We start from the raw sequence: 24,584 nt of genomic DNA, 5'->3' as shown, positions 1-24,584 counted from the left end.
CGAGCAGGCTCGCTCCCACATTGGTTCTGCGTTGTACGCAAATCTGCTGTGGGAGCGAGCCTGCTCGCGAAGCTTTTGAGGCCAGATCAAAAGATCGTAGTCTCGTTCCACTCGACAGCTCCTTCAGGGTTAGAGCTGGTAGTTTTTCAGTTCGCGGGCAATCACCATCCGCTGAATCTCGCTCGACCCTTCATAAATCTGGGTAATCCGTGCATCGCGGTAGTACTTCTCGACCGGATAGTCCTCCAGATACCCATACCCGCCATGAATCTGAATCGCTGACGAACAGACCTTCTCGGCCATTTCCGAAGCAAACAATTTGGCCTGCGAAGCCTCTGACAGGCAAGGTTTGCCCGCCGTGCGCAGCCGCGCCGCGTGCAGGATCATCAATCGCGCCGCATTCAATTGCATGTGCATGTCGGCCAGCAGGTTGGCGATGCTTTGGTGCTCATTGATCGGTTTACCGAACTGCACCCGATCACGCGAGTAAGCCAGCGCCGCTTCAAACGCTGCTCGGGCGATGCCGAGCGCCTGCGCGGCGATGCCGATGCGTCCGCCTTCAAGGTTGGACAGGGCAATCGCCAGACCCTTACCGCGTTCCCCGAGCAGGTTGGCCTCTGGAATGCTGCAGTTGCTCAGCGTCACCGCGCAAGTGTCGGAGGCGCGGATGCCCATTTTGTGTTCGGTGCGATCCACGATGAACCCCGGTGTTTCAGTCGGCACCAGAAATGCCGAGATCCCTTTCTTGCCAAGATCCGGATCGGTCACCGCAAACACGATGGCCAGTTTCGCCCGTTTGCCGTTGCTGACGAATTGCTTGGCGCCGTTGATCACCCACTGGCCATCACGCAGTTCGGCGCGAGTGCGCAGGTTGTGCGCTTCGGAGCCGGCCTGGGGTTCGGTCAGGCAGAAGCAGCCGATGACCTGACCACTGGCCAAATCCGCTAACCAGGTCTGCTTCTGGGCTTCGCTGCCGTAGTTGAGCACCGGGCCGCAACCGACGGAGTTGTGAATGCTCATGAATGCGCCCGTCGCACCGTCGCCTGCGGAGATTTCTTCGACCGCCAACGCATACGCCACATAGTCGACGTAAGTGCCGCCCCATTCTTCAGGGACGACCATGCCCAGCAGACCCAGTTCGCCCATTTTCGCCACCAAAGCGTCGTCGATCCAGCCAGCCTTTTCCCAGGCTTGTGCGTGGGGCGCGATTTCGCCGCGGGCAAAGTCCCGGGCCATGTCGCGGATCATTACTTGTTCTTCAGTCAGTTCGAGATCGTGCATGGCTCAGCTCCCGCTCTCATCAAAACCGTGGAAGAAACTCGCGACATGCGCAGCGTCCAGCGCGGCGAGGGTCGGGGGGTTCCAGCGAGGTGTCTTGTCTTTGTCGATCAGCAGGGCGCGCACGCCTTCGATCAAATCGCCGCGCGCGAACCACTGGCGATCCAAATGCAGTTCGAGGGCAAAGCAATGTTCCAGGCTCAGATGCCGGCCGCGACGAAGCATTTCCAGGGTGACCGCCATGGCTAATGGCGAACGGGTTTCCAGCAGATCAGCCGTAGTGGTCGCCCATTCGTGGCTGTCGGCCACGGTCACAGCGCGCAGTTGCTCGACCATGCTCGGCACATCCGGCAGGGCGAAAAAATGGTCGATGACCGGTCGCAGCTTTTGCAATGACGCATCGGGCAGGGTTTGTACGCCCATTCTGGCGAGCTGGTTCTGCAGATCCTTCAGCGGCGTGTCACTCCATTGCAGATGATCGAGTTGCTCATCGAGGGTCGCCAGTTTGTCGCTGTCGACGTACCAGTCGGCCAGCCCGCAATACAGCGCATCAGCGGCGCGAATCTGCACGCCGCTGACGCCCAGATAAATCCCCAGCTCACCGGGAATGCGCGACAGGAAATAGCTACCGCCTACATCCGGGAAATAACCGATGGCCACTTCCGGCATCGCCAGACGGCTCTTCTCAGTGACGACCCGCAGATCGGCGCCTTGCACCAGCCCCATGCCGCCGCCAAGGACAAAACCGTCCATCAGCGCGAGCACTGGTTTGCGGTAATGGTGGATCGTCAGGTCGAGGGCATATTCCTCGACGAAGAAATCTTCGTGCAGCCTATCGCCGCTTTTGAAGCTGTCGTACAGCGAACGAATGTCGCCACCGGCGCAGAAGGCTTTTTCACCGGCACCGCGCAGTACCACGGCGTGGACATTGGCGTCCGTGGCCCAGGCGTCGAGTTGCTGTTGCAGCAGACGAACCATGTCGAGGGTGATGGCATTGAGGCCGGCGGGGCGGTTGAGGGTCAGGTGACCGATGTGGTTGCGAACCTCGGCCAGCACTTCGTTTTGCGTGGCATCCATGGACAAAGTCCTCGGGGATGAAGCCTGAGCAGTCATCACTAACTCCCTGCTTTTATTGTCTTTATTCGAGAAGCTCGCGCGCGAGCGTTGGTCGATCGTAACAGTGCAAATTTGCCGTGTACAACGGGGATATGTGCAGGGGCTGTCTGCGTTTTTGCCTTGGGTACAAGATTGCCGTTGTGGCGAGGGAGGTGCCTCCTTCGCCACATTGATGCAGGCGGCTGTCAGCTGAAAACTTCACCAATACTGCGACGTTTGGCATGCAGTTCACTGGCATGGATCAGCCGTTCAAGATCCTCAGGCGTGACGTCGATGAACGCGTCCATGTCGGCCAGTGCCCGTTTCAGGTCTTGGGCGGTGATCGCCTGGCTGTCGACCGGGGCGACCGCTGGCGCAAGTTCGGCGGGGCGTTTTGGATAGCGAATGCGTGTGAGGTTGTTGTAGGCCAACGCACTGAGCAGCATGCTCGCCGCGCCGAGCATCGCGGGCGCCATGGCTTTCCAGTCCATGGCGATGGTGGCGGGATCGGCCAGCACCAAGGTGAGTGCCAACGCACCGGCCGGTGGGTGCAGGCACCGCAGCCAGCACATCAGGATCAACGCCATGCCCGCCGCCAGGCATGCGCTACCAAGGGTTCGTCCGAGTACGTGGGCAACCAATATCGCCACCCCACCTGCGCACAGATAACCGCCGATGATCGACCACGGCTGGGCGAGCGCCCCGGACGATACGGCAAACAGCAACACCGCCGACGCACCCAACGGCCCGATCAGGTGATAAGCCACGTCATGGCCAAACACCTGCGCACACAGCCACACGCTGAACAACGTGCCCAACGCCATGCCGATAGCGGCGCGGCTCCATTCGGTGGGGCGGGTGTTGATGGCGGCGGGCAACCAGCGAGCGAGCATGTGAAACCGATCCTGTAAAAAATCCGGGCAAAAAAAAGGACTTGTCCGGCAATCCGGAAAGCCCTCGAAGTTGTTCCAACATTGGGGGAGGAACGCGCACAGTGTGCCGATCAATCTCTATGCTGACAAATTCATATTAATGCAGTTTTAGTGCATTATTTTTGCACTGAAGCGACACGACGACCACTGATGTAACAGAGGTAACCGCCTAATGCGGCCAGAGCGCTCAAGGCATAAAACATGCTCGGCGCGGGTGTGTGCATTAGCAGAAACCCGCACATTACGGGGCTCGCACCGCCGCCCAGTGCCGCCAGGTTCTGTGCGCCGTAGTAACTGCCGCGCAGTTCTTCAGGGGCCAGGGTGTCGACGAAGAGGAAATCCGCCGGGTAAATGATCATCTCGCCGAGGGTGAAGATGAACATCGCCACGCACCAGCCGACGAGGCTGTCAGCCAGACTGAAGCCGATCAGGCCAACGATGAACAATGCAGTGCCCCCCGCAATCCAGAAGCGCAGGTGCTCGCGGGTGAGCAGGCGCCCGATCTGGTATTGCAGCAAAATCACCGTGATTGCGTTGCAGGCGAGCAGGGCGGCCATGGTGTCCAGGGTCTGTTGCTGCGTTTGGGTGACCAGCAGATATTGAGACAGGTATAAGGTGAAGCGTCCGTGTACCAGCGTGCTGAGCAGACAACCGAGGGTGAACAGGATCATCGTGCGGTCGTTCTTCAGGATGATCAGCGTATTCACAAAGCTTTGTGGCTGGCCGACCGTTGATATCGGTTTTGCCTCCCGTGAGGCACCGAGCAGCAAAAAAATGCTGCCAATGGCGATCATGCCGGCAACGATGAAGGGGGCCGACGGCTGGATACCGGCAATCACCACACCCATCATTGGGCCGACGACATAACCGATATTGGTCAGCGTGTAGGTCAGTGAAAACGCCTTGACCCGCTGACCCACCGGCAAGTTTTCGCTGAGGATCGCCTTGGAGCAAATCAGGAACAGCGCCGAGGCGGTTTCACTGATGATCAGCACCAACGTGACCAGATACAGGTTCTGCGCAAAGGTCAGCAGGATAAGGCCGATACCGCTGGACAGCATGGTCAGGATCAGCAATTGGCGCTTGTCCAGCCGGTCGATGATGTAGCCGCCATACAGCGACAACAGCGTGGCACTGAACACCGCGATGCCTAGCAGCAAACCAACATCCTGCGGGTTGAGGCCCAGTTTGTTGCTTAGGAACAGGGTCAGTAGCGGGCTGATCAGGGCGCGGCTGATGACGACGGTCAGCGAGCTGATCATCAACCGGCGGATGAGGCGTGAGTAGGTGGCCATGAAGAGGTCAATGTCCTTATTTCAGCGCTCGGCTGGCGCGCGGCCATCCTCGCCGCGCACAGGCCACCGGTCAAGCTGAACCCTCCCGATGGCGGGGAGGGTGGTTAGCGGCTACAAGGGCTTGAGGTACAACAGGACGTAGTTGTTTTTATCAAAGGCGCCGCTCAGTACCGGTTGTAACGAACCGAGTGACGACCTCTTCAATGTCAGGAAATCACTGCGATCCATGATCAGCCACGCCGGGCCTTTAAGCGCTTCCAGCTCCTGTGCGGTTTCGGTGAACTGCGGTTGCAGATCCTGTTCGATGTTGACCATGAACTTGATCGCCTTGGCGTCCTTGCCCATGCCGTGCAGCACCAACGGTGCAGGGTTTTGCTGAACCTGGGCAAACGCGGCACGACTGAAGGTCTGTGTGTCATACAGCCGCCGCTCAACAGGCTCAAACACTGACGCATACACCGTCCACAACGCCAGCACTGAACACAGTGCCAATGTTTCAGCGCGCCAGCGGGGCCTCAACAACCGCCACAACGCCGCCAATTGGAGGGCGCCCAACACGATCATAACGAGGGTGATTTCGCCCAGTTGCTCGGAGAAACGCTTCTTTGCGACCAGCAAGGCCAATATCAACAATCCGGGCGTTACCAGCCAGAGGCCAAGTATCAAACCGCGCAGCCACGCGAACCCCCGACCTTGAGCAACCTGAAATGGATACGCCGCGATGATCGCCGCCATCGGCAACATCGGCAGCAGATACCGTGCCTTTTTCGCCTGCGGAATCGACAACCCGACCATCACGATCAGCCCGGCCGCCGCGCAATACTGCACCAGCCGCAAGGCCGGCCCGCGCTGCTGTGGTTTGCTCAGCCAAGCAGCCGCCAACGCCAGTAAGGCCAAGGGATATGCCAGCGCATAGTTGCCCAGCGAACTGGTGAAGTAATACAGCGAACCGCTGACGCCTTCGCTGCCGTCCATGCGCCCCATGAACTGCATGCGAATCACGTCCTGCATAAATACTGGCCCGCCGCAGAGTCTGGCAAACCACAGCAGCAGGCCCACACACGCCACCAGCAGCACTGAGGCCAACAGACCAAACACGAACAACCGCGACCACTGTCGGTTGAGCAGGTAATAACTGCATAGCATTCCGGTCGGGACCACCAACCCGATCGGCCCGCGAATGCCGAAGCCGAGCAACAGCAGCACGAAAATCAGCGGCCAACGACGTTCGCCGCCGAAATGTTCATGGGCATAACCGAGGTAGAACACCGCAAAAGCCACGGCGGCGAGCATCAAGTCCTGAGACACAGCACGCACTTCGGTGACAAAAGTGCCGGTCAGCATCAGCAACAAAATGCTGATAAGCGCCCAACGGCGCGAGTAGGGCGCCAAGAGCCGGTACATCAGTGTCACGATCACCGCGCCGGCGACGGCACTCGGTGCCCATGCAGTGAACGCATTGACCGCACCGAACGGCAACGACAAACACCAGATAAAGAGCGTCGACAGCGCCGAGTAATCGGCATACGGCTGACCATACGTCGTGGGAAACACCGTCGGCCCGTGGCGCAGCATCTCCTGAGCGAACAGCACAAAACGCGAGTCAAAACCGATAGGGGCCTGCCCGTAGACCCCAGCGACAAATAACAAAAATGCCAACAGTCCCGCGATCAGGGACTGTTGGCGGATGGCAGGCGACAACGTGATCAAGCGACGTCTGACGTGTGAGGCCACTGTTGCAGCGGGATCGGCAATGTGCGCGATTCACCACGGCCCATCGGGAAGTAGTGGAAACCGTTACGTGCCAGACGGTCAGCGTCGTACAGGTTGCGTCCGTCGAAGATCACTGGGGAATTGAGGCGCTGTTTGATCAAGTCGAAATCCGGCGCCTTGAATTGCTGCCATTCGGTGCAGATGATCAGCGCATCAGCACCCGGCAATACCGATTCCGGTGTGCCCATGAGCATCAGTTTCAGTTCGTTGGGGTACAGGTTCTGGGTTTCCTGCATGGCTTCGGGGTCGAACGCACGCACGCTGGCACCGGCGGCCCACAACTCTTCAAGCAAAACCCGGCTCGGCGCATCGCGCATGTCGTCGGTGTTGGGCTTGAACGCCAAGCCCCAGAGGGCGAAGGTCTTGCCGCGCAGATCACCTTTGTAGAACGCGTTGATGCGCTCGAACAACTTGTGCTTCTGCCGCTGGTTGATCGCCTCGACCGCTTGCAACAAGTCGCTGGAGCAATGCGCCTCTTCGGCACTGTGGATCAGCGCACGCATGTCCTTGGGGAAGCACGAACCGCCATAACCGCAGCCCGGGTAGATGAAGTGGTAGCCAATACGCGTATCGGCGCCGATGCCCTGACGGACCGACTCGATATCGGCGCCCAGGTGTTCGGCGAGTTCGGCGATCTGGTTGATGAAGCTGATCTTCGTCGCCAGCATGCAGTTGGCGGCGTACTTGGTCAGCTCGGCGCTGCGCAGGTCCATGAACATGATGCGGTCATGGTTGCGGTTGAATGGCGAGTACAGATCGCGCATCACGTCACGCACTTCGTCACCTTCACAGCCGATGACGATGCGGTCCGGACGGCGGCAGTCGGCAACGGCCGAGCCTTCCTTGAGAAACTCCGGGTTGGAGACGATATCGAACTGCAGCAGCCGACCCGCCTTGACCAGCGCCTTTTCGAGGTGCGCGCGCAGCCTGTCGCCGGTGCCCACCGGTACCGTGGATTTCTCCACCAGGATCAGGGGGTGCTCACGATGACGGGCAATCGCGTCACCGACTGACAGCACGTAGCGCAGGTCGGCCGAGCCGTCCTCACGGGACGGCGTGCCGACCGCGATGAACGCAACGCGACCGTGTTGCACGGCGAGTTGTTCATCGGTGGTGAATTGCAGGCGTTTCGAATCCAGACCTTCGCGCACCAGGCTGGCCAGCCCCGGTTCGAAGATGCTGACATGGCCTTGCTTGAGCAGATCGACCTTCTTCTGGTCGACGTCCATGCACACGACGTCATGCCCGACCTCGGCCAACACAGCCGCTTGTACCAGACCGACGTAACCGCTTCCAAACACTGTGATTTTCATGGAGCACTCCTGAATTCGGGCGCACGAGCCGGACGAGTGTTAATGGTGATGACCCCGAGCATGACCAGCGCCACGCCCAGTGATTTAGTGAAACTGAAGGATTCGTTGAACAGCGGCAGACTGGCCGCCAGCAGGTACACCAGCGCATAGCTGATGCTCAGCAGTGAATACGCGCGGCCCAATGGCAGATCGCGCAGCGCAGCGAGCCAGCACAGCATCGACAGGGCGTAGGCGAAAATGGCCGTGAACACGACCGCCAATGCGTGCAGGTCGACGCCGTCCAGCGCCAGCCATTGCTCAGGCGCTGGCAGGCGCGTCATGCTCCAGCGCATGCCCAGTTGCGCCGCGCTGACCAGCAACACGCTGCTCATGGCGAAGGCGATCCCACGACGTTGGCTCATGATTGTTGCCCCAGCAGTACGACACCGCCGATCACCAGCGCTACCCCCAGCCAATGCCGGCGGTCAATGTGTTCGCGGAAAACGAAGCGGGCGATCAACGTGATCAGCACGAAGTTGAGGCTGAGCATCGGGTAGGCAATGCCGACTTCCAGACGCTGCAATACCAACAGCCAGACCAGCAAGCCACTGCCCAGCGCCAAAAGTGCAAGCCACAACCACGGCGAACGCAGTTTTTCAGCCCAGGACGAATCAACGCCGCGCCAACTCTCCACCGCGTATTTTTGCGCCACCTGACCCAGACAGGTCAGCAGGCACGCGACCAATAGCAGCAACAGGCTCATGACGCCTCCTTGGGTAGGATCATGATCACCAGATTGCCCTGCTCGTAACGGATGCCGTCCTTGGGCAGTTTGTCGATTTCGTCCAGTTCTTCCTGCCCCTTGACGCGCATCACCACGCCGACCGAACCGCTGCGGCGAGCCTCGTGCATCCACTGTTGCACTTGATCGGAATCGACCCGTTGTTGAATGCCGTCAGGATAGGCAAGGCCATATTTCAGTTCGCCTATCGTGTTGTACAGCGCGACCTGCGGGCGTTTCAGGCGCCAGGCGAGGGCCGAGGCCGCGCCCAGATCGTTGCTCAACAAGTGCGTGGTTTGTGCCAGTTCAGTGACGTGATGACGGATGAACTGATCGGGCATCTTGTTGGCGACCACCGATTTGGGCAGCGCGGCCGGCAACACGCCAATCAGCAACAGGCTGCCGAACGCCGGTGCCGCCCAGCATTGCAGAGGACGGAAGGCTTGCAGCAGGTTGGCGATGATCCAGCCGGTCAGGGCAATGAACACCAGCACCATGTTGTGCAATTCGTGGTCGTACAGCGGTTTTTTCAATTGCAGGTAGACCACTGCGATCAGCGTCACCAGCCCCAACAATAGGTTCAGCAGACCATTGATGCTCAGCGCCCGGCCTTGCTCAAGACGTAAACGGTCGGCCAGCGCATGACCGAGCAGCAACGCCATCGGCAGCAGGCAGGGCAGGATGTAAGTCGGCAACTTGCCGTTGCTCAAGCTGAAAAACAGCAGCGGCATCAGCAGCCACAGCAGCAGGAACACGACTTGGGGCTGAGCGCGGGTTTGCCAAGCCTGCTTGAACGCCGTCGGCAACAGGCCAACCCACGGCAGACTGAATGCCACCAGCAGCGGCAGGTAAAACCACCACGGCGCATCGTGCTGGGCATCGTCACCGGCAAAGCGACGGATGTGTTCGTGCCAGAAGAAGAACCGCCAGTAATCCGGCTCTTGCGCATGCACCGAGAGCACCCACGGCAGGCTGACGATGATCGCGACAGCAATCGCCACCGGGCCGTACATCAGCAATTCACGCCAACGTTTTTGCCAGAGCATCCACGGCAAGGCGATCAGCACCGGCAGCAGCCAGGCGAGAAAACCCTTGGTCATGAACCCCATGCCGCAGGCCAGTCCCAACAACGCCCAAGCGGCCAGGCGCTTGCCGCCGGTGTGACTGTCGACGGCAAACCACAGCGCGACCAGGCTCAAGTTGACCCAGAAAGTGAATTGCGGATCGAGGTTGGCGTAACCGGCCTGCCCGGCAACGATTGTGAAACTCATGTAGAGCAGGGCGCAGACAAAGCTTTTGCGCGGCTCGTTCCACAAGCGCCGAGCGATCAAGAAGCACAGCAACACGCTCAAACCGGTGCTCAATGCCGAGGCAAAGCGCACGCCGAACAGGTTTTGCCCGAACAGCTCCTGACCCAGCGCGATCATCCAGTACCCGGCAATCGGCTTCTCGAAATAGCGCAGGCTCATGAAGTGCGGCGACACCCAGTTGCCGCTCAGGAGCATGTCCTGGCTGATTTGTGCGTAGCGGGTCTCGTCTGGAATCCACAAACCGTGAGTGCCCAGCGGCAGCAAATAAGCGAGCAGGAAAAAAACCAGCAACAGCAGCGGCAATGTCCAGCGTTGAGTCATGCGCCTTGCACTCCCAGCCAGCCTTCACGGCCGTCGAGGGCGCCGCGCTCTACGCGGCCCACGGGCAAGGTGTTGAGGAACTCGGGCAACAAGTTGCCCAAAGGGTTGAACTCGATGTTTCGCTGGCGTGCCTCGGCCAGCAATTGACGAAAATCCTGAGCCATCAGAATCCCTTCTACTTCGGCATGAATGGTATAGACGTTGAGGTTTTCCGGGCGCAAGCGATCGAGGATGTACGCATTGAAGTCCTGCGCAGCCACGCTCGGGCCGACGACTTCGTCGAAGGTCGGCAAGTCCACCGGTATCTGTGGCGTGCCCGGTGTGCCGTCAGCCAACAGCGCGCGGAACATCCGCTGCCCACGGCAATCGCTGTTGTAGCGAAAGCCGAAAGCTTGCTTGGCCTCGATCACGCGCTCGTCCGCACGCCAACCGGCGGCGGCCGAACATTCAATCTTCTGCCCAAGAATGTCGCTCAAGGTGTCGACACCCTGACGAATCTGCTCGCTCAGTTGCTTGTCGCTCCAACGCCCGGCATTGGCCTGCCAGCCATGGTGATCCCAGGCGTGCAGACCGACTTCATGACCGGCGTCCCGGGCCTGACGCATCAGGTGCCCGAGATCGCGGCCAATCGGTTTGCCGGGCCAGGCAGTGCCGGCCAGCAGAATGTCCCAGCCGTACAGGCCGGCAGCGTTGGAACGCAGCATTTTCCAGAGGAACTGCGGGCGTATCAGGCGCCACAGATGCCGGCCCATGTTGTCCGGGCCGACACTGAAGAAAAACGTTGCCTTGACCTGCGCCTCGTCGAGCATCTCCAACAGTCGCGGCACACCTTCACGGGTGCCGCGGTAGGTGTCGACATCGATACGAAGACCTGCCTGCATCAGCGTGCCTCTTTATCGCAGCTCTCCGCGATTTCGAGCATGGCCTCGCGCAAGAAGAAGTCGAGCGTGTTGCCAATGGTCTCGCGCATCTCAACGGTCGGCTCCCAGTTCAACAGGCGCTTGGCGTTGGCAATGCTCGGTTTGCGGTGTTCGACGTCCTGATAACCGGCACCGTAGAACGCCTTGCTCTCGACGTCGCGGAAACCGGCGAACGGCGGGAAGTTGTCGCGCAGCGGGTGGGCTTCGAACTGACGCAGCAGCTCTTCGCCCAACTGACGGATGCTCGCTTCGTTGTCCGGGTTGCCGATGTTGATGATCTGGCCGTTGCAGGCGTCGTTGTCGTTATCGATGATCCGCGCCAGTGCTTCGACGCCGTCGGCGATGTCAGTGAAGCAGCGTTTCTGCTCGCCACCGTCGAACAAGCGAATCGGCGTGCCTTCCACCAGGTTGAGGATCAGTTGGGTGATTGCACGGGAGCTGCCGATACGCGCCGAATCCAGACGATCAAGGCGCGGCCCCATCCAGTTGAAAGGGCGGAACAGGGTGAAGTTCAGGCCCTTGGCGCCATAAGCCCAGATCACCCGGTCCAGCAGTTGCTTGGATACCGAATAGATCCAGCGCTGTTTGTTGATCGGGCCAACAATCAGGTTTGACGTGTCTTCGTCGAAATTCTTGTCCTGGCACATGCCATAGACTTCCGACGTCGACGGGAAGATCACGCGCTTGTTGTACTTGACGCAGTAGCGCACCAGTTTCAGGTTTTCTTCGAAGTCGAGTTCGAACACGCGCAGCGGATTGCGGGTGTATTCGATCGGCGTGGCGATGGCCACCAGTGGCAGCACCACGTCGCACTTCTTGATGTGGTACTCGATCCACTCGGAGTGAATGCTGATGTCGCCCTCAACGTAGTGGAAGTGCGGATGACTGCGCAGACGGTCGATGGCATCCGAGCCGATGTCCAGACCGTAGACCTCGTAGCGATCATCACGCAGCAGGCGCTCGGACAGGTGATTACCGATGAAACCGTTGACGCCCAGAATCAGCACGCGAGTACGGCGTGGCCCACGACCGGATTCAGCGCCGCGCAGCAACGAGCCGTCGACCAGACCCAATTCGTTGGCCAGTTGCGGGCCACTGAGGAACAGACCGTTGTCGTTGCGCTGACCGGAGAGGATCACCAGCGAATCTTCACCGCAGGCAATGCGCAGCGGATCGACACTGATCACCCGGCCCGGGGCCTGGCCTTCGTTGCCTTTGACGACTTCGGCACTCCAGACGATGAGTTTGTGTTCGCCCACGGCGCAGAAAGCGCCCGGATATGGCTGAGTCACGGCGCGAGTCAGATTGAACAGTTGCTCGGCCGGCTTCGCCCAGACCAGTTTGCCGTCCGCCGGCGTACGACGCCCAAACACTGTGGCTTTGGATTCGTCTTGCGGCGTTTCGCTGATCTTGCCTTGCAGCATGGCTGGCAAGGTGTCGCGCAACAGATCAGCGGCGGCAGTGCGCAGTTTGCCGTGCAGGCTCAATGCGGTGTCGCTGCGTTCGATGGCGACGCGTTGCTGAGCAACGATGGCACCGGCATCGGCACGTTTGACCATGCGGTGCAGGGTCACCCCGGTTTCGGTTTCGCCGTTGACCAGCACCCAGTTCGCCGGAGCGCGGCCACGGTAGCGCGGCAACAATGAACCATGCAGGTTGAACGCGCCTTTTTTGGCGAGGGCCAGCAGCGGCTCGCTCAGCAGGTTGCGGTAGTAGAACGAGAAAATGTACTCAGGGTCGAGTTTGGCAATGCGCTCGATCCACAGTGGGTGGTTAACGTCTTCCGGCGCGTGAACCGGGATACCTTTGTTGGCGCACAGTTGCGCCACAGAACTGTAGAAGGCGTTTTCTTTCGGGTCGTCGGCGTGAGTGAACACCGCTGCGATGTCAAAGCCGCTGTCGAGCAGGGCTTGAATGCCGGCGCAGCCAATATCGTGGTAAGCGAAGACAACAGTTTTTGCACTCATGAGTGAACCTGACCGGTAGTAGAGGAAGAAGAGAGACCATCAACAGTGACGGCAGGCGCCGGGCTATCAGCGTGGCTGCGCAACACTTTTTCAATGAAGAAACGCGGGCGGGCGCGCACATCGCTGTACATGCGGCCCAGGTATTCGCCGAGCAGGCCCATGCCGATGAACTGGCCGCCGGTGAACACGAACAGCACGGCGAACAGCACGAACGTGCCGTCACCGGCCCAACCGGCGCCGAAGGCCAGCCGCAGTACGATCAACGCCACCGCAAACAGCACGCCCAGCCCAGCCATCGCGAAGCCGACAATGCTCAGCAAACGCAGCGGTGTGGTGGTCATGCAGGTGATCAAGTCGAACATCAGGTTGATCAGGCGCATCGGGCTGTACTTCGAATCGCCATGCTCACGCTCAGCGTGGGCGACGACGATTTCCGTGGTGTGGCGGGCGAAGCTGTTGGCCAGAATCGGAATGAACGTGCTGCGTTCGCGGCAGGCGAGCATCGCGTCGATGATCGTGCGGCGGTAGGCGCGCAGCATGCAGCCGTAGTCGCTCATGGCGACGCCGGTTGAGCGTTGCACGGCGAGGTTGATCAGCTTCGACGGATAGCGGCGCAGGGCCGAGTCCTGACGGTTGCCGCGCACGGTGCCGACCACGTCGTAACCCTTTTCGGCTTCGGCCACCAGTCGCGGGATTTCTTCTGGCGGGTTCTGCAGGTCGGCGTCGAGGGTGATGACCACGTCGCCCTTGCACTGTTCGAAACCGGCCATGATTGCCGCGTGCTGGCCGTAGTTGCGGTTGAGGATGACCGCCACAAACGGGCTGTCTTCGCGGGTGGCGGCTTCTTCAAGAAGCATGGCGGAGTCGTCGCGACTGCCATCGTCCACGAGGACAATTTCAAAGTCGTGACGCAGCAGCCGGCAGGCCGCTTCGGTGCGGCGCAGCAGTTCCGGCAGGCTCTCCTGTTCGTTGTAGACCGGGATAACGATCGACACGCAACGGATTGGGTAAGGTTTCACAGGCGTTTGTCCATTAGGGTGGCGATGGCGCCGACCACGCGATCAAGGTCTTGATCGGTCATGTCGGGGAACAGCGGAATCGAGCACAGCCGCGCCGAGTTCCATTCGGTGTTGGGCAGGTACAGGTCGGGGTCACGCTGGCGATACCAGGTGTGCAGGTGGGTGGCGATAAAATGGATACCGGTGCCGATGCCCTGATCCTGCAAACCTTTCATGAAGGCTTCGCGGTCCATGCCGCAACGCTCGCTGTCGATGCGCAGGATGAACAGGTGCCAGGCGTGCTGTTGCGCGTAGTCGGGCACGGCCAGTGGCTGCACCGGCAGGCCTTCAAGTTTTTGTCGGTAGGCAGTAGCCAACTCGGTACGGCGGGCGTTGATCGCGTCGAGGCGCTGCAACTGCACCAATGCAATCGCTGCGTTGATGTCGGCCAGGTTGTATTTGAAACCCGGCTCCATCACTTGCGCCTGTGGCTTGCGCCCACCGGTCAGGCGGTCGTAGGCATCGACGCCCAGACCATGGAATTTGAGCATGCGCACGCGACTGGCCAGGGCTTCATCGTCGGTGACGAACATCGCGCCTTCGGCGCAGGTCATGTTCTTGATCGCATGGAAGGAAAAGATGGCTGTGCCTTGCGCGCCAACGTGGCGGCCCTTGTAGCGGGTGCCGGCGGCATGGGCCGCGTCTTCGATCACTGCGATACCGTGCTTGTCGGCCAGGGCGTATAGCGGATCGAGATCGAACGCGGCACCGGCGTAATGCACCGGAATAATCGCTTTGGTGCGTGGGGTGATGGCCGCTTCGATGCGCGCAACGTCGGTCATCAAGGTGTCGCGGTCGACGTCGACAAACACCGGTTTGGCGCCGATCAGCGAGATCATGTTGGCGGTCGACACCCAGGTTTGCGACGGCGTAATGACTTCATCGCCAGGGCCGATGCCCAACGCCAGCAACGTAATATGCATCCCGCCGGTAGCCGAAGACAGTGCCACGGCATGATGGCACCCCACGTATTGGGCGAACTGTTCTTCAAGTGCCTGGTTTTTCGGTCCGGTGGTGATCCAGCCCGAGCGCAATACTTGCTCGACGGCTGCAATTTCTTCATCGCCGATACTCGGGCGGGAGAAGGGGAGAAACGCCTGACTCATGGGCACCTCAATGCGAAAAAAAAGAAAGCCTCACGATTTTCATCGGATCCAGTACCAGCCTAGACGCAGAATTCTTTTCTGCATCAACGGGTTGTTAGAACAACCTGACGTCGGGCTTTGGTTGACTTTTCGAGCCTCGCCCGGCAGTTTGTTCGCTGCCGCCGCTGGCTCTATCGGGCTTAAGGTTATGCCCGATTTTGTGAAAGGAATATGAAAAAGTAGTCGGCGATTCATTTATCTAAAGTTCATTAAGCCACTGTTCAGACTTCTGCCTTTTATTGATTTTTTTGCAGGAAAAGTCTTACGGAATTAATCGGCTTATATTAAAAACATTACATTTTAAAGTTGTTGTATTGAACAGTTTTTACTCAAGGCATTTCGTTTGATTGACTTACCCCTTACACCGACAGAACCGCCAAAAACCAACCCGATGTCTCTGTATCTGGCGCGCTTGGCCCCCTCCAGCCAACTGACCATGCGCTATGTTCTGCAGGACGCCGCTGACCGTCTCGGCTTCGAAGACATGAATGTCGAGGAGATTCCCTGGCACGCTTTACAACCGGAAGATGTTGTTGCGTTAGTCGCGGCATTGCGCGAAGACAACTATGCGCCGAATACGTCTTCGCTTTATGTAAATGCCGTGCGCGGCGTCATGAACGAAGCCTGGCGCATGAGCCTGATTAGTCAGGATCACCTGTTAAAGATGCGTTCGGTAAAAGGTATTGCCGGCACGCGACTGTCTCAGGGCCGAAATCTAAAGCGCACGCTGATCCATGAGTTGATGGAAGTCTGCGCCGCCGACCCTCGTCCGCAAGGGCTGCGCGACGCGGCGGTGATTGCGTTGCTGTACGGCACCGGCATGCGCAAGTCAGAGTCGGTGGACCTGGATCTGAATCAGGTCGACTTCAGCGAGCGCAGCCTGACCGTGGTGGGCAAGGGCAACAAGCAACTGATCAAGTACGCCCCCGCTTGGGCGTTTGCCAAGCTCAATGCATGGCTGGAATTGCGCCGTTCGCAACTCAAGGAAGGCGAGAGCGACGATGCGTTTCTGTTCAACCGCATCCGCCGTGGCAGCCATATCACCCGCGAGCGCATCACTAAACACGCGATCTATTACATCGCCCGTCAGCGTGGCACGCAGGTCGGGGTAAAAATCATGCCCCACGACTTCCGGCGCTCATTCATCACCCGCGTCATCGAAGAACATGATCTGTCGATTGCACAGAAACTGGCGCACCACAGCAATATCCAGACGACCGCCAACTACGACGTGCGTGATGACAACGAGCGGCGGCGTGCGGTGGATCGCTTCGATCTGTGATCAGGCCATCGCCAACACATGGGCCGCGCCGAGTACCGACAGATGAACCTCGCTACCGGCCGGCGGCGCGTGCATGCCGGAGCTGCGCACCAACAGTGAACGGCCAGGGCCATGGCTGGTTTCTGCGCGTAGTTCGACCGTCAATGTGCAGGTGTTACCCGCGAACTCCCGCTCAGTGACCACCGCATGACAGCCTTTGGTGCTGGTCATGGCGTCGGACAACTGCAATTGCTCGGGGCGCAACATGATCTGTGCATTGCCGATGAAACCGTCGCTGTTGACCGGCACCGCGCCCAGCTCGCAATGGGCCCAACCGAATTCGATCCGCGCCGGCATCACGACGGCTTCGCCGAGAAAATGCGCGGTCTGCTCATCGTCCGGGTATCGGTAGAGATCCATGGGATGCCCGGATTGCACCAGACGCCCGGCACGCATGACCGCCAATTGATCGGCAAACGACAACGCCTCACCCTGGTCATGGGTGACCAGGATCGTGGTGACGCCAGCGTCTTCGAGCAGCCGCGCGACCATTTTGCGCATGGCGCTGCGCAGGCCGGTATCAAGGGCAGAAAACGGCTCATCGAGAAGCATCAGTCGGGGCTGCTGGGCCAGTGCCCGGGCGAGTGAAACCCTTTGTTGCTGGCCGCCGGACAATTCGTGGGGCCATCGACCCGCCATGTTGGCCTCCAGCGATACGCTGTCCATCAGCTGTGCGATGCGTTCATTTCGAGCCTCACCCGTCAGCGTCAGCCCAAAGCCGATGTTGGCGGCGACGGTCATGTGCGGAAACAGTGCGCCGTCCTGCGGCACGTAGCCGATCTGACGTTGATACGCCGGCACCGCATGAGTGCTGTCTACCAGCACCTGACCGTTAAGCAACAGGCTGCCGGCATCAGGAAATTCGAATCCGGCGATCATTCGCAGCAACGTGGTTTTGCCGGAGCCGGAAGGGCCGACGATGACCGTGCGGCTGCCGGTGGGGACGGACAGACAGATGTTATCCAGCGCTTTCTGTGCGCCAAAGGATTTGCTCAGGGAAATCAGTTCGAGTGCGTTCATCGGCCAGCGGTGCGCCTGGATTGGTGATAGAGAATGGCCGTCAGCGGCAGCGACAGCAGCACCATCAACAGTGCATAAGGCGCCGCAGCGGCGTAGTCGATTTCGCTGGTCATGGCCCAGAAGCCAGTGGCCAATGTCCGCGTGCCGTTGGGTGCGAGCAGCAGGGTCGCCGTCAGTTCATTGGTGATCGCCAGAAACACCAACGCGGCACCTGCCGCTGCGCCCGGTGCGGCCAGGCGCAAGGTGATCAGCAACAATGCGCGTAACGGCGAGCGGCCGAGGCTTTGCGCGATGTTTTCCAACTCCACCGGCGCTTGGGCGAAACCGGCACGCAGGCTGACCAGAGCCCGTGGCAGGAACATCAGCAGATAGGCCAGCAGCACAGTGATGGTGGTCTGGTAGATCGGCCGGGCGAAATGGATAGTGATCGTCACCAACGCCAGCGCCACAACGATTCCTGGCAGCGAACTGGTGATGTAGTTGCAGCCTTCAAGCAGGCGCTGCAACCTGCCCGGTGCGCGGATCGACAGCCAGGCAATCGGAATTGCCGCCAGGCTGGTCAACAATGCACCGGCCACGCCCAATGACAGGGTTTGCAGTAAAGCGGGCAACAACTCACCGCCTTGCCAGACCTCAACGCCGCCAGTGACGAGCCAACGCCCCAACGTCAGTAAAGGCACACCGAGGGCGAGCAGAGCGATCACGGTTTGCAGGGTCAGCCCGAGTGCAACGATGCCGCGGCCCAAATGCACCGTGCGTTGTTCACGCGCACTGCCTGAACCCACGCGGGCATAACGCGCCTGACCACGGGCGGCAGATTCGACCGTCAGCATCGCCAGGCAACACAGCGCCAGAACCCCGGCCAGCATGTTTGCCGCCGGGCCGTTAAAGGTCGATTTGAACTGATCGAAAATAGCCGTGGTGAAGGTGTCGAAACGGATCATCGCGTAGAGGCCGTATTCGGCGAGCAAATGCAGGCCGACCAGCAAGGCACCGCCGCAAATCGCCAGGCGCAACTGCGGCAATACCACCCTGAAAAACACCGCCCACGGTTTGAGACCCAGGGATTCGGCGACGTCTTCAATGGCCGGATCAAGTCGACGCAACGTTGCCGCAATCGGCAGATAAAGAAACGGGAAATAGGCGATCACCGAGACCAGCACACCGGCCGGCAGTCCGTGAATCGATGGAATCAGACTGACCCACGCATAACTGTGAACGAACGCCGGCACCGCCAGCGGCGCGACGGCCAATAAGGACCAAAAGCGCCGACCGGGCAGGTTAGTGCGCTCAGTCAGCCACGCGAGCGCGGTGCCGATCACGATGCACAGCGGCAGAGTGATCAACACCAGCAGCACAGTGTTGATCAACAACTCGGCTACCCGAGGGCGAAACACCAACGCTTCGATGGTCGCCCAACCCGTGGCCCACGACACACCGACCACAAACGCAATCGGTAGCAGCGACAACAATGAAACCCCAATCGCCAGGGCGACCACCCACGAGCCCCGACGCCCCGTCAGGGCGCGGGCTCTGCGCGGGCGGTGGGCACCCGTGGTCGCGGCAACTTGTGCAGGTAAGGTTTGCGGCAGCACTTACAGCAGTCCTGCCTGGGTCATCAGCTCGACGGCTTTTTGGCTGTCGAGTTTCGACGCATCGACTTTGGGCGCATCCAGATCTTTCAGCGGCGTCAGCTTCGCATTGGACGGTGCGCCTTTGCCCACGGCGTATTCAAACGAATTGCCGCTATGCAGAATCTCCTGACCTTGTTTGCCCGTGATGTAGTTGAGGAACTGCTGGGCCTCCTCCTGGTGTTGGCTGGAGGCCAGCACGCCTGCGCCGGAAATGCTCACGAATGCACCCGGATCCTGATGTTTGAAGTAATGCAGTTGGGTGTTCTTGCTGTTTTCGCCGGTTTTGGACTGATCGACGAAGCTGTAATAGTGATAGATCACGCCGCTGTCGATCTGCCCGGCGTTCACCGCTTTGAGCACGGCGCTGTTGCCGCGATACACGGAGGCATTGGCTTTCATGCCTTTGAGCCAATCGAGCGTGGCGGCTTCACCTTTCTGCTCAAGTACGGCGGCGACGATCGCCTGGAAGTCGGCACCGGCAGGGGAGGCGGCCCAGCGATCTTTCCAGCCGGGTTCTGCCAGATCGAGCAGGGATTTGGGCAAGTCTTTTTCCGCCAGTTTGGCCGGGTTGTAGACGAACACCGTCGAACGCGCTGCGATACCGACCCAACGCCCGTGGGCCGGGCGGTACGCCGAATCCACTTGTTCCAGCGTTTTCGGCGCTACGGGGGCGAACAGTTTGGCGTTGTCGACCAGCACCATCGCCGGTGAGTTCTCGGTGAGGAACACGTCTGCCGGTGAGGCCGAGCCTTCCTGTACGAGCTGATTGCCCATCTCGGTGTCATCGCCATTACGAATCGTCACGGGAATACCGGTCTCTTGAGTGAACCCGGCGACCCAGGCCTTGGTCAGGCTTTCGTGCTGTGCGTTGTAGACCAGCAGGCCAACGCTATCAGCGGCGAACGTCTGGCCCGCACCGAGCAGGGCGGTGGCGAGCAACGCGCGCTTCAGAAAGGACGGAAACTGTGGATTCATGACGAGAACGCTCCTGATTTTCAGACGTTATGGGCAAGCACTCGCGCGCAGACTTCAATGCGAATGATTTGCATATGTTGGGCCGTCGGCAATGTAGAGAAACAAATGAGAAAAAAACGTCAAACGCACCGTTAATACATGTCATTTCTATTCAGATTGCCAGCGGCGTCGCAGACGCACGATTGCCGTGCGTCATTCAACGTCAGGTTATTCAGGAGTGATTGGGGATGTACGCGATGCTTTGGTCTGTGCGCCCGTGGAAAAACTGCTCGCCACGCGTGGGGGTGGTGGTGACGATCTGGTGATCGGCGCTCAGGTATTGGAGCGGCAATGGGTCGCCTTTGCGGTACTGGGCAACGATGATTGTGCGTTGCGGATTCCAGTGCTCGCCGCTGGTGCGTTCCAGCCACGCCATCATCTGCGCCGAACTGCCGGTGCGCGGAAAATCACGGCTTTGCGGCACATAGTAGAAGGGCGCGCCACCGGTTTGCAGGTACATCGGCACTTTGTTGTCGACCTCGACCATCACCATGCGCCACTGATTGAGTGGCGCCTGCAGGCTGGCCTGCTCGCGCACGGTTTCGCCAAAGCGAATCGCACCGCCACCGCTATTGGTCCATGGATAGATGACGCCGAGCACGGCGACCAGCACGACGGTGGCCGCAGCGAATCCTCTCGTCCATCCGCGCCCCTGGGTATTGCGCGCCGCCATGCGCCGCGTGATCCACCACGCACCGAGCAGTTGCGCGAAAGGTACCAGCGGCAGTACGTAGTAACTGCGGCGACTGCCACTGGCGGTGAAAAACAGCATCAGTAGGGCCAGGCCCTGGATCAGCCAACGGGTGTCGGGTTCGATGTGGCGCCAGCGCCGCGCGGCGACCCACAGCGCAATGATCCAGCACGGCGCCCATGGCAACGTATAAACCGGCAGATAGAGCAGATAAGTGTAAATCGGGCCCATGTTGTCGAACGGCTCGAAGAACCGCACGACGTTTTCACGCAGTACCAGGCCCAGACCGCTTTGGCTGTAATTCGCCGCGCCATAAAGGTGGGACAGCAGGAACGGCAGCATGTAAAACGCCCCGGCGATCACCAGCGCTACCGCCAGACGTCCATTCAAATGACGTTTCCAGCGGCCTTCGCTGAGCAGGTGCGGCAACAGCAGCAGGCCCGGAAGGATGAATCCGATCAGCCCCTTGAACAGCGACGTCAGCGACAGCAGCCCGAAGAAGACGACGTAACGCCAGAGCCGGGTGTCCTCCGGCCCGCGCCAATACCACCAGAACGCAGCCAGTACGCCGCACACCGTCAGGATGTCGGCGGTGGCGACCCGCGCCCAGAAAACAAAATAGAAGGTCGTGGCGAGCATCCACCCGGCGATCAATCCCGTGCCTTTGCGAAATAGCTGCTCGCCGATCAGATACACCAGCCAAACACTCAGCCATGCCGCGATGACCGAAGACAACCGTAACGACCAGTGCCCCAAACCGCCCATCAGCCAGGCTGAAGCGGTGATCAGCCAATACGACAGCAGCGGCTTGTCGTAGTACGGATCGCCTTTGAGATACGGGTCGAAATAGTCACCGCTTTGCAGCATCTGCAAGGCGATGTTGGCCCAGCGGGTCTCCGCGCCCCAGAGTTCACGGCTGCCCAGCCCCAGCAGCAACATCAGCGCGGTGGCGGCGAGAAGGATCAGCAAGGCACGCCGATCATTGGCACTCGATGTCATGGCTGGCTCTGCGCAAAGATGAAAATTTGCAGGTTGCCCCGCTGAAAGTGCTTGCCGTCCACCGGCAACAACTCAATTTCCTGGAACTCCTGGGCGCTGTTGACCCGCATCACCACCCCCACCGAGCCTTTCTTGCGCGCTTCTGTCATCCACTGGCCGACGCCGTCGAGACTGACCTTGCGTGAGGCCATGGCCGGGTCGTCGAGACCGTACTTGAGTTCCCCGACCGTGTTGAACAGATCCACCTGCGGTCGTTTCAAGCGCCACGCCAGGGCTGACGCCGCACCGAGGTCGTTACTCAGCAGCGAGGTGGTTTCGCTCAGCGCCTGCTGATGCTCGGCAATAAACTGATCCGGCATCTTGCTGTCGACGATCTGCGCGGGCATCGCCGCAGGCAGCAGCGCGATCAACAAGCCTATCCCCAACGCCGGCATTGCCCACAACGTCAGTGGCCGCAGCACCTGCAGCGCGTTGGCGATGATCCAGCCGATCAGCACGATGTAGGCCAACGACAGGCTGAACATCTCGGTATTTTGGTAAATCTCTTTGGTGGCCTGCAGGTAGAGCAGCGCAATCAGCGCAACACTCGCCAGCACGGTATTGATCACGCCGTTCAGGCGCAGTACCCCCGCCTTTCGCTCGTCCAGCCAGTTGATCACCGTGCGCCCCATCACCAGAGCCAAAGGCAACAGGCACGGCATGATGTACGTCGGCAGTTTGCCGCTGCTCAGGCTGAAAAATGCCAGGGGCAGCAGAAACCACAGGGCAACGAAGGCGATTTTCGGGTCGTGCCTCTCGCGCCAGGTGCGGATGATGGTCGAGGGCAGGAGCACGGCCCACGGCAGGCTGGAAGCAAAAAGCAGCGGCAGGTAGAACCACCACGGACGTGCATGCTGCGCGGCGGCGCCGGCGGCAAAACGGCGGATGTGCTCATGCCAGAAGAAGAACCGCCAGAAGTCCGGTTCACGGTAATAAACGGCTAATGCCCAAGGTACGCTGACGATGGCTGCGACCAGCACCGCCACCGGGCCGTAACGCAACAGTTCGCCAAACCGGCGTTGCCAGATCATGTAGGGCAGGGCGACCAGCACCGGCAATAGCAACGCGAGAAAGCCCTTGGTCATCAGGCCCATGCCACAGGCGACCCCCAACAGGGCCCAACTGCCGAGGCGGGCACGGGGAGTGGAACTGTCGATGGCAAACCACACCGCGACCAGACTCAGGTTGACCCATAGCGTGAATTGCGGATCGAGATTGGCATAACCGGCTTGCCCGGCGACCAGGCCGAAGCTCATGTACAGCAGAGCGACGGCTGCGCTGATTCGCGGGTTATTCCACAAACGGCGCGCTATGAGATAGGCCAACCAGACGCTTGCGCCGGTACTCAGTGCCGAGGCGATCCGCACGCCGAACAGGTTGTCCCCGAAAATCGCCTGACCGATGGCGATCATCCAGTAACCGGCAATCGGTTTTTCAAAATAACGAATGCCCATGAAATGCGGTGCAACCCAGTTGCCGCTCAGCAGCATTTCCTGGCTGATCTGGCCGTAACGGGTTTCATCGGGGATCCACAAGCCGTGACTCATCAGCGGCAGCAGGTAAAACACCACGAAGGCGAGTATCAGGCCCGGGATCGCCAGGCGTTCGGCGAGGGAGGGTGCATTGAGTAGCGGTGAGATGCGGGCAGTGTGGCGCAGTGGATTATTCTCAGACGTCATGACTGGACCTTGGGGCAGAGCAGGGTGTTTGTTTCAATAACGCGCTTGGCACAATCCGAGGCGAGCGTGTTATTGGTGGATGAATGCAAGTAAGTTAAGTCCGACAGACATTTCCTGTATTCAGCGAACTTTTCTGCTTCCAGCACAAAGTTCGCCTTGCTAAGACAAGCTTAAAAAGCTCGAATGTCCAGCGTTCAAATATGTACGAAATCAATTATTACAAAGTGAGGGGCAAGTCGGAGAGATGTTCATTTTTGCTGCAGTCATTGATCGGTTTATTGCTGGGCGATTTTCGACCACGCGTTTTCATTCAAAATGCCCAAGACTTTAAGTTCGCCTCGGGGGTCTATGCGTACCAACAATGCACTGCCGTATTGAGCCGTCACCGCGTGGGGGTAACCGGTCTGCTTTTCAAAATCGCTGATGCAGCCGCTGTGGGTGATCAGCACCAGGTTATGACGTGCCGTCTTGTGCGCCACGACGTCATTGCGCATCGTCGGCCCACACACCTCCAGCCAGTCCTGAGTGATGGCGTCCTGGCCGAACATGGAGTGAGCGGTTTGAGCGGTACGGGTGAGCGGGCTGCTGAACACTTCGGCCTGTTTCATGCCCAGCCGCACGAACCCTTGTCCGACGGCAACAGCCGCGTCACGTCCTACCTGAGTAATGCCGTCTGCCGGCCCCAGGCAAAGGTTGGTTGACCGGTCACACCGTTCGGTATGTCGCACCAATGCGACAACTTCTCCAGCCTGCCAGGCTTTCATCCATTCGGCGGTGACGGTGCTTGCGGCGTTGCCCAAATCCTTTGGGGAACGCTGCGACCAGACAAAACCGCTGACCAACGCGGTGACCAGCACCAAGCCAAAAGCCGTTAGCAAGAGACGCAGACGGGGAAAACGCCATTGTTTGGCAGATTTTTTTAGTTGTAATGACTCAATCAAGTTACTGCCCCTTGTTTAGATACTTGAAGTCTCGCTGGTGCAATGGAGGGATGACGATTAAACCAGCTTCACGATTGTT

General features: G+C 59.7%; 20 protein-coding genes. 1 reads left to right on the top strand and 19 read right to left on the bottom strand.

From position 1 onward, the window contains the following. Positions 1–129: 129 nt before the first annotated feature. The 13 genes from ACIOU6_RS03385 to arnB all read right to left on the bottom strand — a co-directional run bounded on the left by ACIOU6_RS03385 (position 130) and on the right by arnB (position 15,128). Entirely contained in the window at positions 130–1,281 is a 1,152-nt protein-coding gene (locus tag ACIOU6_RS03385) for an acyl-CoA dehydrogenase family protein (RefSeq protein ID WP_401133813.1), read from the bottom strand. Positions 1,282–1,284: 3 nt separating this feature from the next. Beyond that, positions 1,285–2,391 carry an enoyl-CoA hydratase/isomerase family protein gene (locus ACIOU6_RS03380; protein ID WP_221731694.1) on the bottom strand — a complete coding sequence of 369 codons (1,107 nt, stop codon included), beginning with the start codon at positions 2,389–2,391 and terminating at the stop codon, positions 1,285–1,287. Between the two features lie 188 nt (positions 2,392–2,579). Next, positions 2,580–3,266 (bottom strand): HPP family protein, encoded by a 687-nt coding sequence (locus ACIOU6_RS03375; protein WP_221731695.1) that lies wholly within the window; start codon positions 3,264–3,266, stop codon positions 2,580–2,582. Positions 3,267–3,421: 155 nt separating this feature from the next. Then, positions 3,422–4,600 (bottom strand): MFS transporter, encoded by a 1,179-nt coding sequence (locus tag ACIOU6_RS03370; RefSeq protein WP_401133810.1) that lies wholly within the window; start codon positions 4,598–4,600, stop codon positions 3,422–3,424. Between the two features lie 111 nt (positions 4,601–4,711). Further along, positions 4,712–6,310 (bottom strand): ArnT family glycosyltransferase, encoded by a 1,599-nt coding sequence (locus ACIOU6_RS03365; protein ID WP_401133808.1) that lies wholly within the window; start codon positions 6,308–6,310, stop codon positions 4,712–4,714. After that, positions 6,307–7,686, bottom strand: coding sequence for a UDP-glucose dehydrogenase family protein (locus ACIOU6_RS03360; RefSeq protein WP_401133806.1), 1,380 nt, complete (start codon positions 7,684–7,686; stop codon positions 6,307–6,309). Before ACIOU6_RS03360 ends, ACIOU6_RS03365 begins: the two co-directional genes overlap by 4 nt. Then, positions 7,683–8,087, bottom strand: a complete 405-nt coding sequence (gene arnF, locus ACIOU6_RS03355) for a 4-amino-4-deoxy-L-arabinose-phosphoundecaprenol flippase subunit ArnF (protein ID WP_401133803.1) — start codon at positions 8,085–8,087, stop codon at positions 7,683–7,685. The genes ACIOU6_RS03360 and arnF overlap by 4 nt, the downstream gene beginning before the upstream one ends. Next, on the bottom strand, positions 8,084–8,428 hold the full coding sequence (gene arnE / locus ACIOU6_RS03350) for a 4-amino-4-deoxy-L-arabinose-phosphoundecaprenol flippase subunit ArnE (RefSeq protein WP_221731700.1): 345 nt from the start codon (positions 8,426–8,428) through the stop codon (positions 8,084–8,086). Before arnE ends, arnF begins: the two co-directional genes overlap by 4 nt. Beyond that, positions 8,425–10,077 (bottom strand): lipid IV(A) 4-amino-4-deoxy-L-arabinosyltransferase, encoded by a 1,653-nt coding sequence (arnT, locus tag ACIOU6_RS03345; RefSeq protein WP_221731701.1) that lies wholly within the window; start codon positions 10,075–10,077, stop codon positions 8,425–8,427. The genes arnE and arnT (ACIOU6_RS03345) overlap by 4 nt, the downstream gene beginning before the upstream one ends. After that, a complete protein-coding gene (arnD, locus tag ACIOU6_RS03340) occupies positions 10,074–10,958 on the bottom strand; it encodes a 4-deoxy-4-formamido-L-arabinose-phosphoundecaprenol deformylase (RefSeq protein WP_401133799.1) in 885 nt (294 codons plus the stop codon). Before arnD ends, arnT (ACIOU6_RS03345) begins: the two co-directional genes overlap by 4 nt. Then, on the bottom strand, positions 10,958–12,964 hold the full coding sequence (gene arnA / locus ACIOU6_RS03335) for a bifunctional UDP-4-amino-4-deoxy-L-arabinose formyltransferase/UDP-glucuronic acid oxidase ArnA (protein ID WP_401133796.1): 2,007 nt from the start codon (positions 12,962–12,964) through the stop codon (positions 10,958–10,960). The genes arnD and arnA overlap by 1 nt, the downstream gene beginning before the upstream one ends. Further along, positions 12,961–13,983: an undecaprenyl-phosphate 4-deoxy-4-formamido-L-arabinose transferase gene (arnC, locus tag ACIOU6_RS03330; protein WP_221731704.1), complete on the bottom strand. Its 1,023-nt coding sequence runs from the start codon at positions 13,981–13,983 to the stop codon at positions 12,961–12,963. Before arnC ends, arnA begins: the two co-directional genes overlap by 4 nt. Further along, complete coding sequence (gene arnB, locus ACIOU6_RS03325; protein ID WP_401133793.1) at positions 13,980–15,128, bottom strand: UDP-4-amino-4-deoxy-L-arabinose aminotransferase; 1,149 nt, start codon at positions 15,126–15,128, stop codon at positions 13,980–13,982. Before arnB ends, arnC begins: the two co-directional genes overlap by 4 nt. A 430-nt stretch (positions 15,129–15,558) precedes the next feature. On the opposite strand from arnB, the gene xerC reads away from it, so the two are divergent. Next, positions 15,559–16,449, top strand: a complete 891-nt coding sequence (xerC, locus tag ACIOU6_RS03320; protein ID WP_401133871.1) for a tyrosine recombinase XerC — start codon at positions 15,559–15,561, stop codon at positions 16,447–16,449. Here the strand turns inward: xerC and ACIOU6_RS03315 are convergent, their stop codons facing one another. The 6 genes from ACIOU6_RS03315 to ACIOU6_RS03290 all read right to left on the bottom strand — a co-directional run bounded on the left by ACIOU6_RS03315 (position 16,450) and on the right by ACIOU6_RS03290 (position 24,505). Further along, positions 16,450–17,508: an ABC transporter ATP-binding protein gene (locus ACIOU6_RS03315; protein ID WP_221731706.1), complete on the bottom strand. Its 1,059-nt coding sequence runs from the start codon at positions 17,506–17,508 to the stop codon at positions 16,450–16,452. Further along, complete coding sequence (locus ACIOU6_RS03310; protein WP_401133868.1) at positions 17,505–19,100, bottom strand: ABC transporter permease; 1,596 nt, start codon at positions 19,098–19,100, stop codon at positions 17,505–17,507. Before ACIOU6_RS03310 ends, ACIOU6_RS03315 begins: the two co-directional genes overlap by 4 nt. A gap of 3 nt (positions 19,101–19,103) precedes the next feature. Further along, positions 19,104–20,117: an iron ABC transporter substrate-binding protein gene (locus ACIOU6_RS03305; RefSeq protein ID WP_401133790.1), complete on the bottom strand. Its 1,014-nt coding sequence runs from the start codon at positions 20,115–20,117 to the stop codon at positions 19,104–19,106. A 211-nt stretch (positions 20,118–20,328) separates the two neighbouring features. Further along, a complete protein-coding gene (locus ACIOU6_RS03300) occupies positions 20,329–21,846 on the bottom strand; it encodes an ArnT family glycosyltransferase (RefSeq protein ID WP_401133787.1) in 1,518 nt (505 codons plus the stop codon). Further along, positions 21,843–23,564, bottom strand: coding sequence for a lipid IV(A) 4-amino-4-deoxy-L-arabinosyltransferase (gene arnT / locus ACIOU6_RS03295; RefSeq protein ID WP_401133785.1), 1,722 nt, complete (start codon positions 23,562–23,564; stop codon positions 21,843–21,845). The genes ACIOU6_RS03300 and arnT (ACIOU6_RS03295) overlap by 4 nt, the downstream gene beginning before the upstream one ends. Before the next feature lie 275 nt (positions 23,565–23,839). Next, a complete protein-coding gene (locus ACIOU6_RS03290) occupies positions 23,840–24,505 on the bottom strand; it encodes a histidine phosphatase family protein (protein WP_401133782.1) in 666 nt (221 codons plus the stop codon). Positions 24,506–24,584 lie beyond the last annotated feature (79 nt).

Source organism: Pseudomonas sp. NPDC087615 (assembly GCF_044743445.1).
Taxonomy (GTDB): domain Bacteria; phylum Pseudomonadota; class Gammaproteobacteria; order Pseudomonadales; family Pseudomonadaceae; genus Aquipseudomonas; species Aquipseudomonas baetica_A.
This window is presented reverse-complemented; position numbering and strand designations above follow the sequence as displayed.

Excerpts from the sequence above, each read along its gene's own strand:
- ACIOU6_RS03385 (WP_401133813.1), bottom strand. The coding sequence starts at position 1,281 with ATGCACGATCTCGAACTGACTGAAGAACAAGTAATGATCCGCGACATG.
- ACIOU6_RS03380 (WP_221731694.1), bottom strand. The coding sequence starts at position 2,391 with ATGACTGCTCAGGCTTCATCCCCGAGGACTTTGTCCATGGATGCCACG.
- ACIOU6_RS03375 (WP_221731695.1), bottom strand. The coding sequence starts at position 3,266 with ATGCTCGCTCGCTGGTTGCCCGCCGCCATCAACACCCGCCCCACCGAA.
- ACIOU6_RS03370 (WP_401133810.1), bottom strand. The coding sequence starts at position 4,600 with ATGGCCACCTACTCACGCCTCATCCGCCGGTTGATGATCAGCTCGCTG.
- ACIOU6_RS03360 (WP_401133806.1), bottom strand. The coding sequence starts at position 7,686 with ATGAAAATCACAGTGTTTGGAAGCGGTTACGTCGGTCTGGTACAAGCG.
- arnF (WP_401133803.1), bottom strand. The coding sequence starts at position 8,087 with ATGAGCCAACGTCGTGGGATCGCCTTCGCCATGAGCAGCGTGTTGCTG.
- arnE (WP_221731700.1), bottom strand. The coding sequence starts at position 8,428 with ATGAGCCTGTTGCTGCTATTGGTCGCGTGCCTGCTGACCTGTCTGGGT.
- arnT (WP_221731701.1), bottom strand. The coding sequence starts at position 10,077 with ATGACTCAACGCTGGACATTGCCGCTGCTGTTGCTGGTTTTTTTCCTG.
- arnD (WP_401133799.1), bottom strand. The coding sequence starts at position 10,958 with ATGCAGGCAGGTCTTCGTATCGATGTCGACACCTACCGCGGCACCCGT.
- arnA (WP_401133796.1), bottom strand. The coding sequence starts at position 12,964 with ATGAGTGCAAAAACTGTTGTCTTCGCTTACCACGATATTGGCTGCGCC.
- arnB (WP_401133793.1), bottom strand. The coding sequence starts at position 15,128 with ATGAGTCAGGCGTTTCTCCCCTTCTCCCGCCCGAGTATCGGCGATGAA.
- xerC (WP_401133871.1), top strand. The coding sequence starts at position 15,559 with ATGTCTCTGTATCTGGCGCGCTTGGCCCCCTCCAGCCAACTGACCATG.
- ACIOU6_RS03315 (WP_221731706.1), bottom strand. The coding sequence starts at position 17,508 with ATGAACGCACTCGAACTGATTTCCCTGAGCAAATCCTTTGGCGCACAG.
- ACIOU6_RS03305 (WP_401133790.1), bottom strand. The coding sequence starts at position 20,117 with ATGAATCCACAGTTTCCGTCCTTTCTGAAGCGCGCGTTGCTCGCCACC.
- ACIOU6_RS03300 (WP_401133787.1), bottom strand. The coding sequence starts at position 21,846 with ATGACATCGAGTGCCAATGATCGGCGTGCCTTGCTGATCCTTCTCGCC.
- arnT (WP_401133785.1), bottom strand. The coding sequence starts at position 23,564 with ATGACGTCTGAGAATAATCCACTGCGCCACACTGCCCGCATCTCACCG.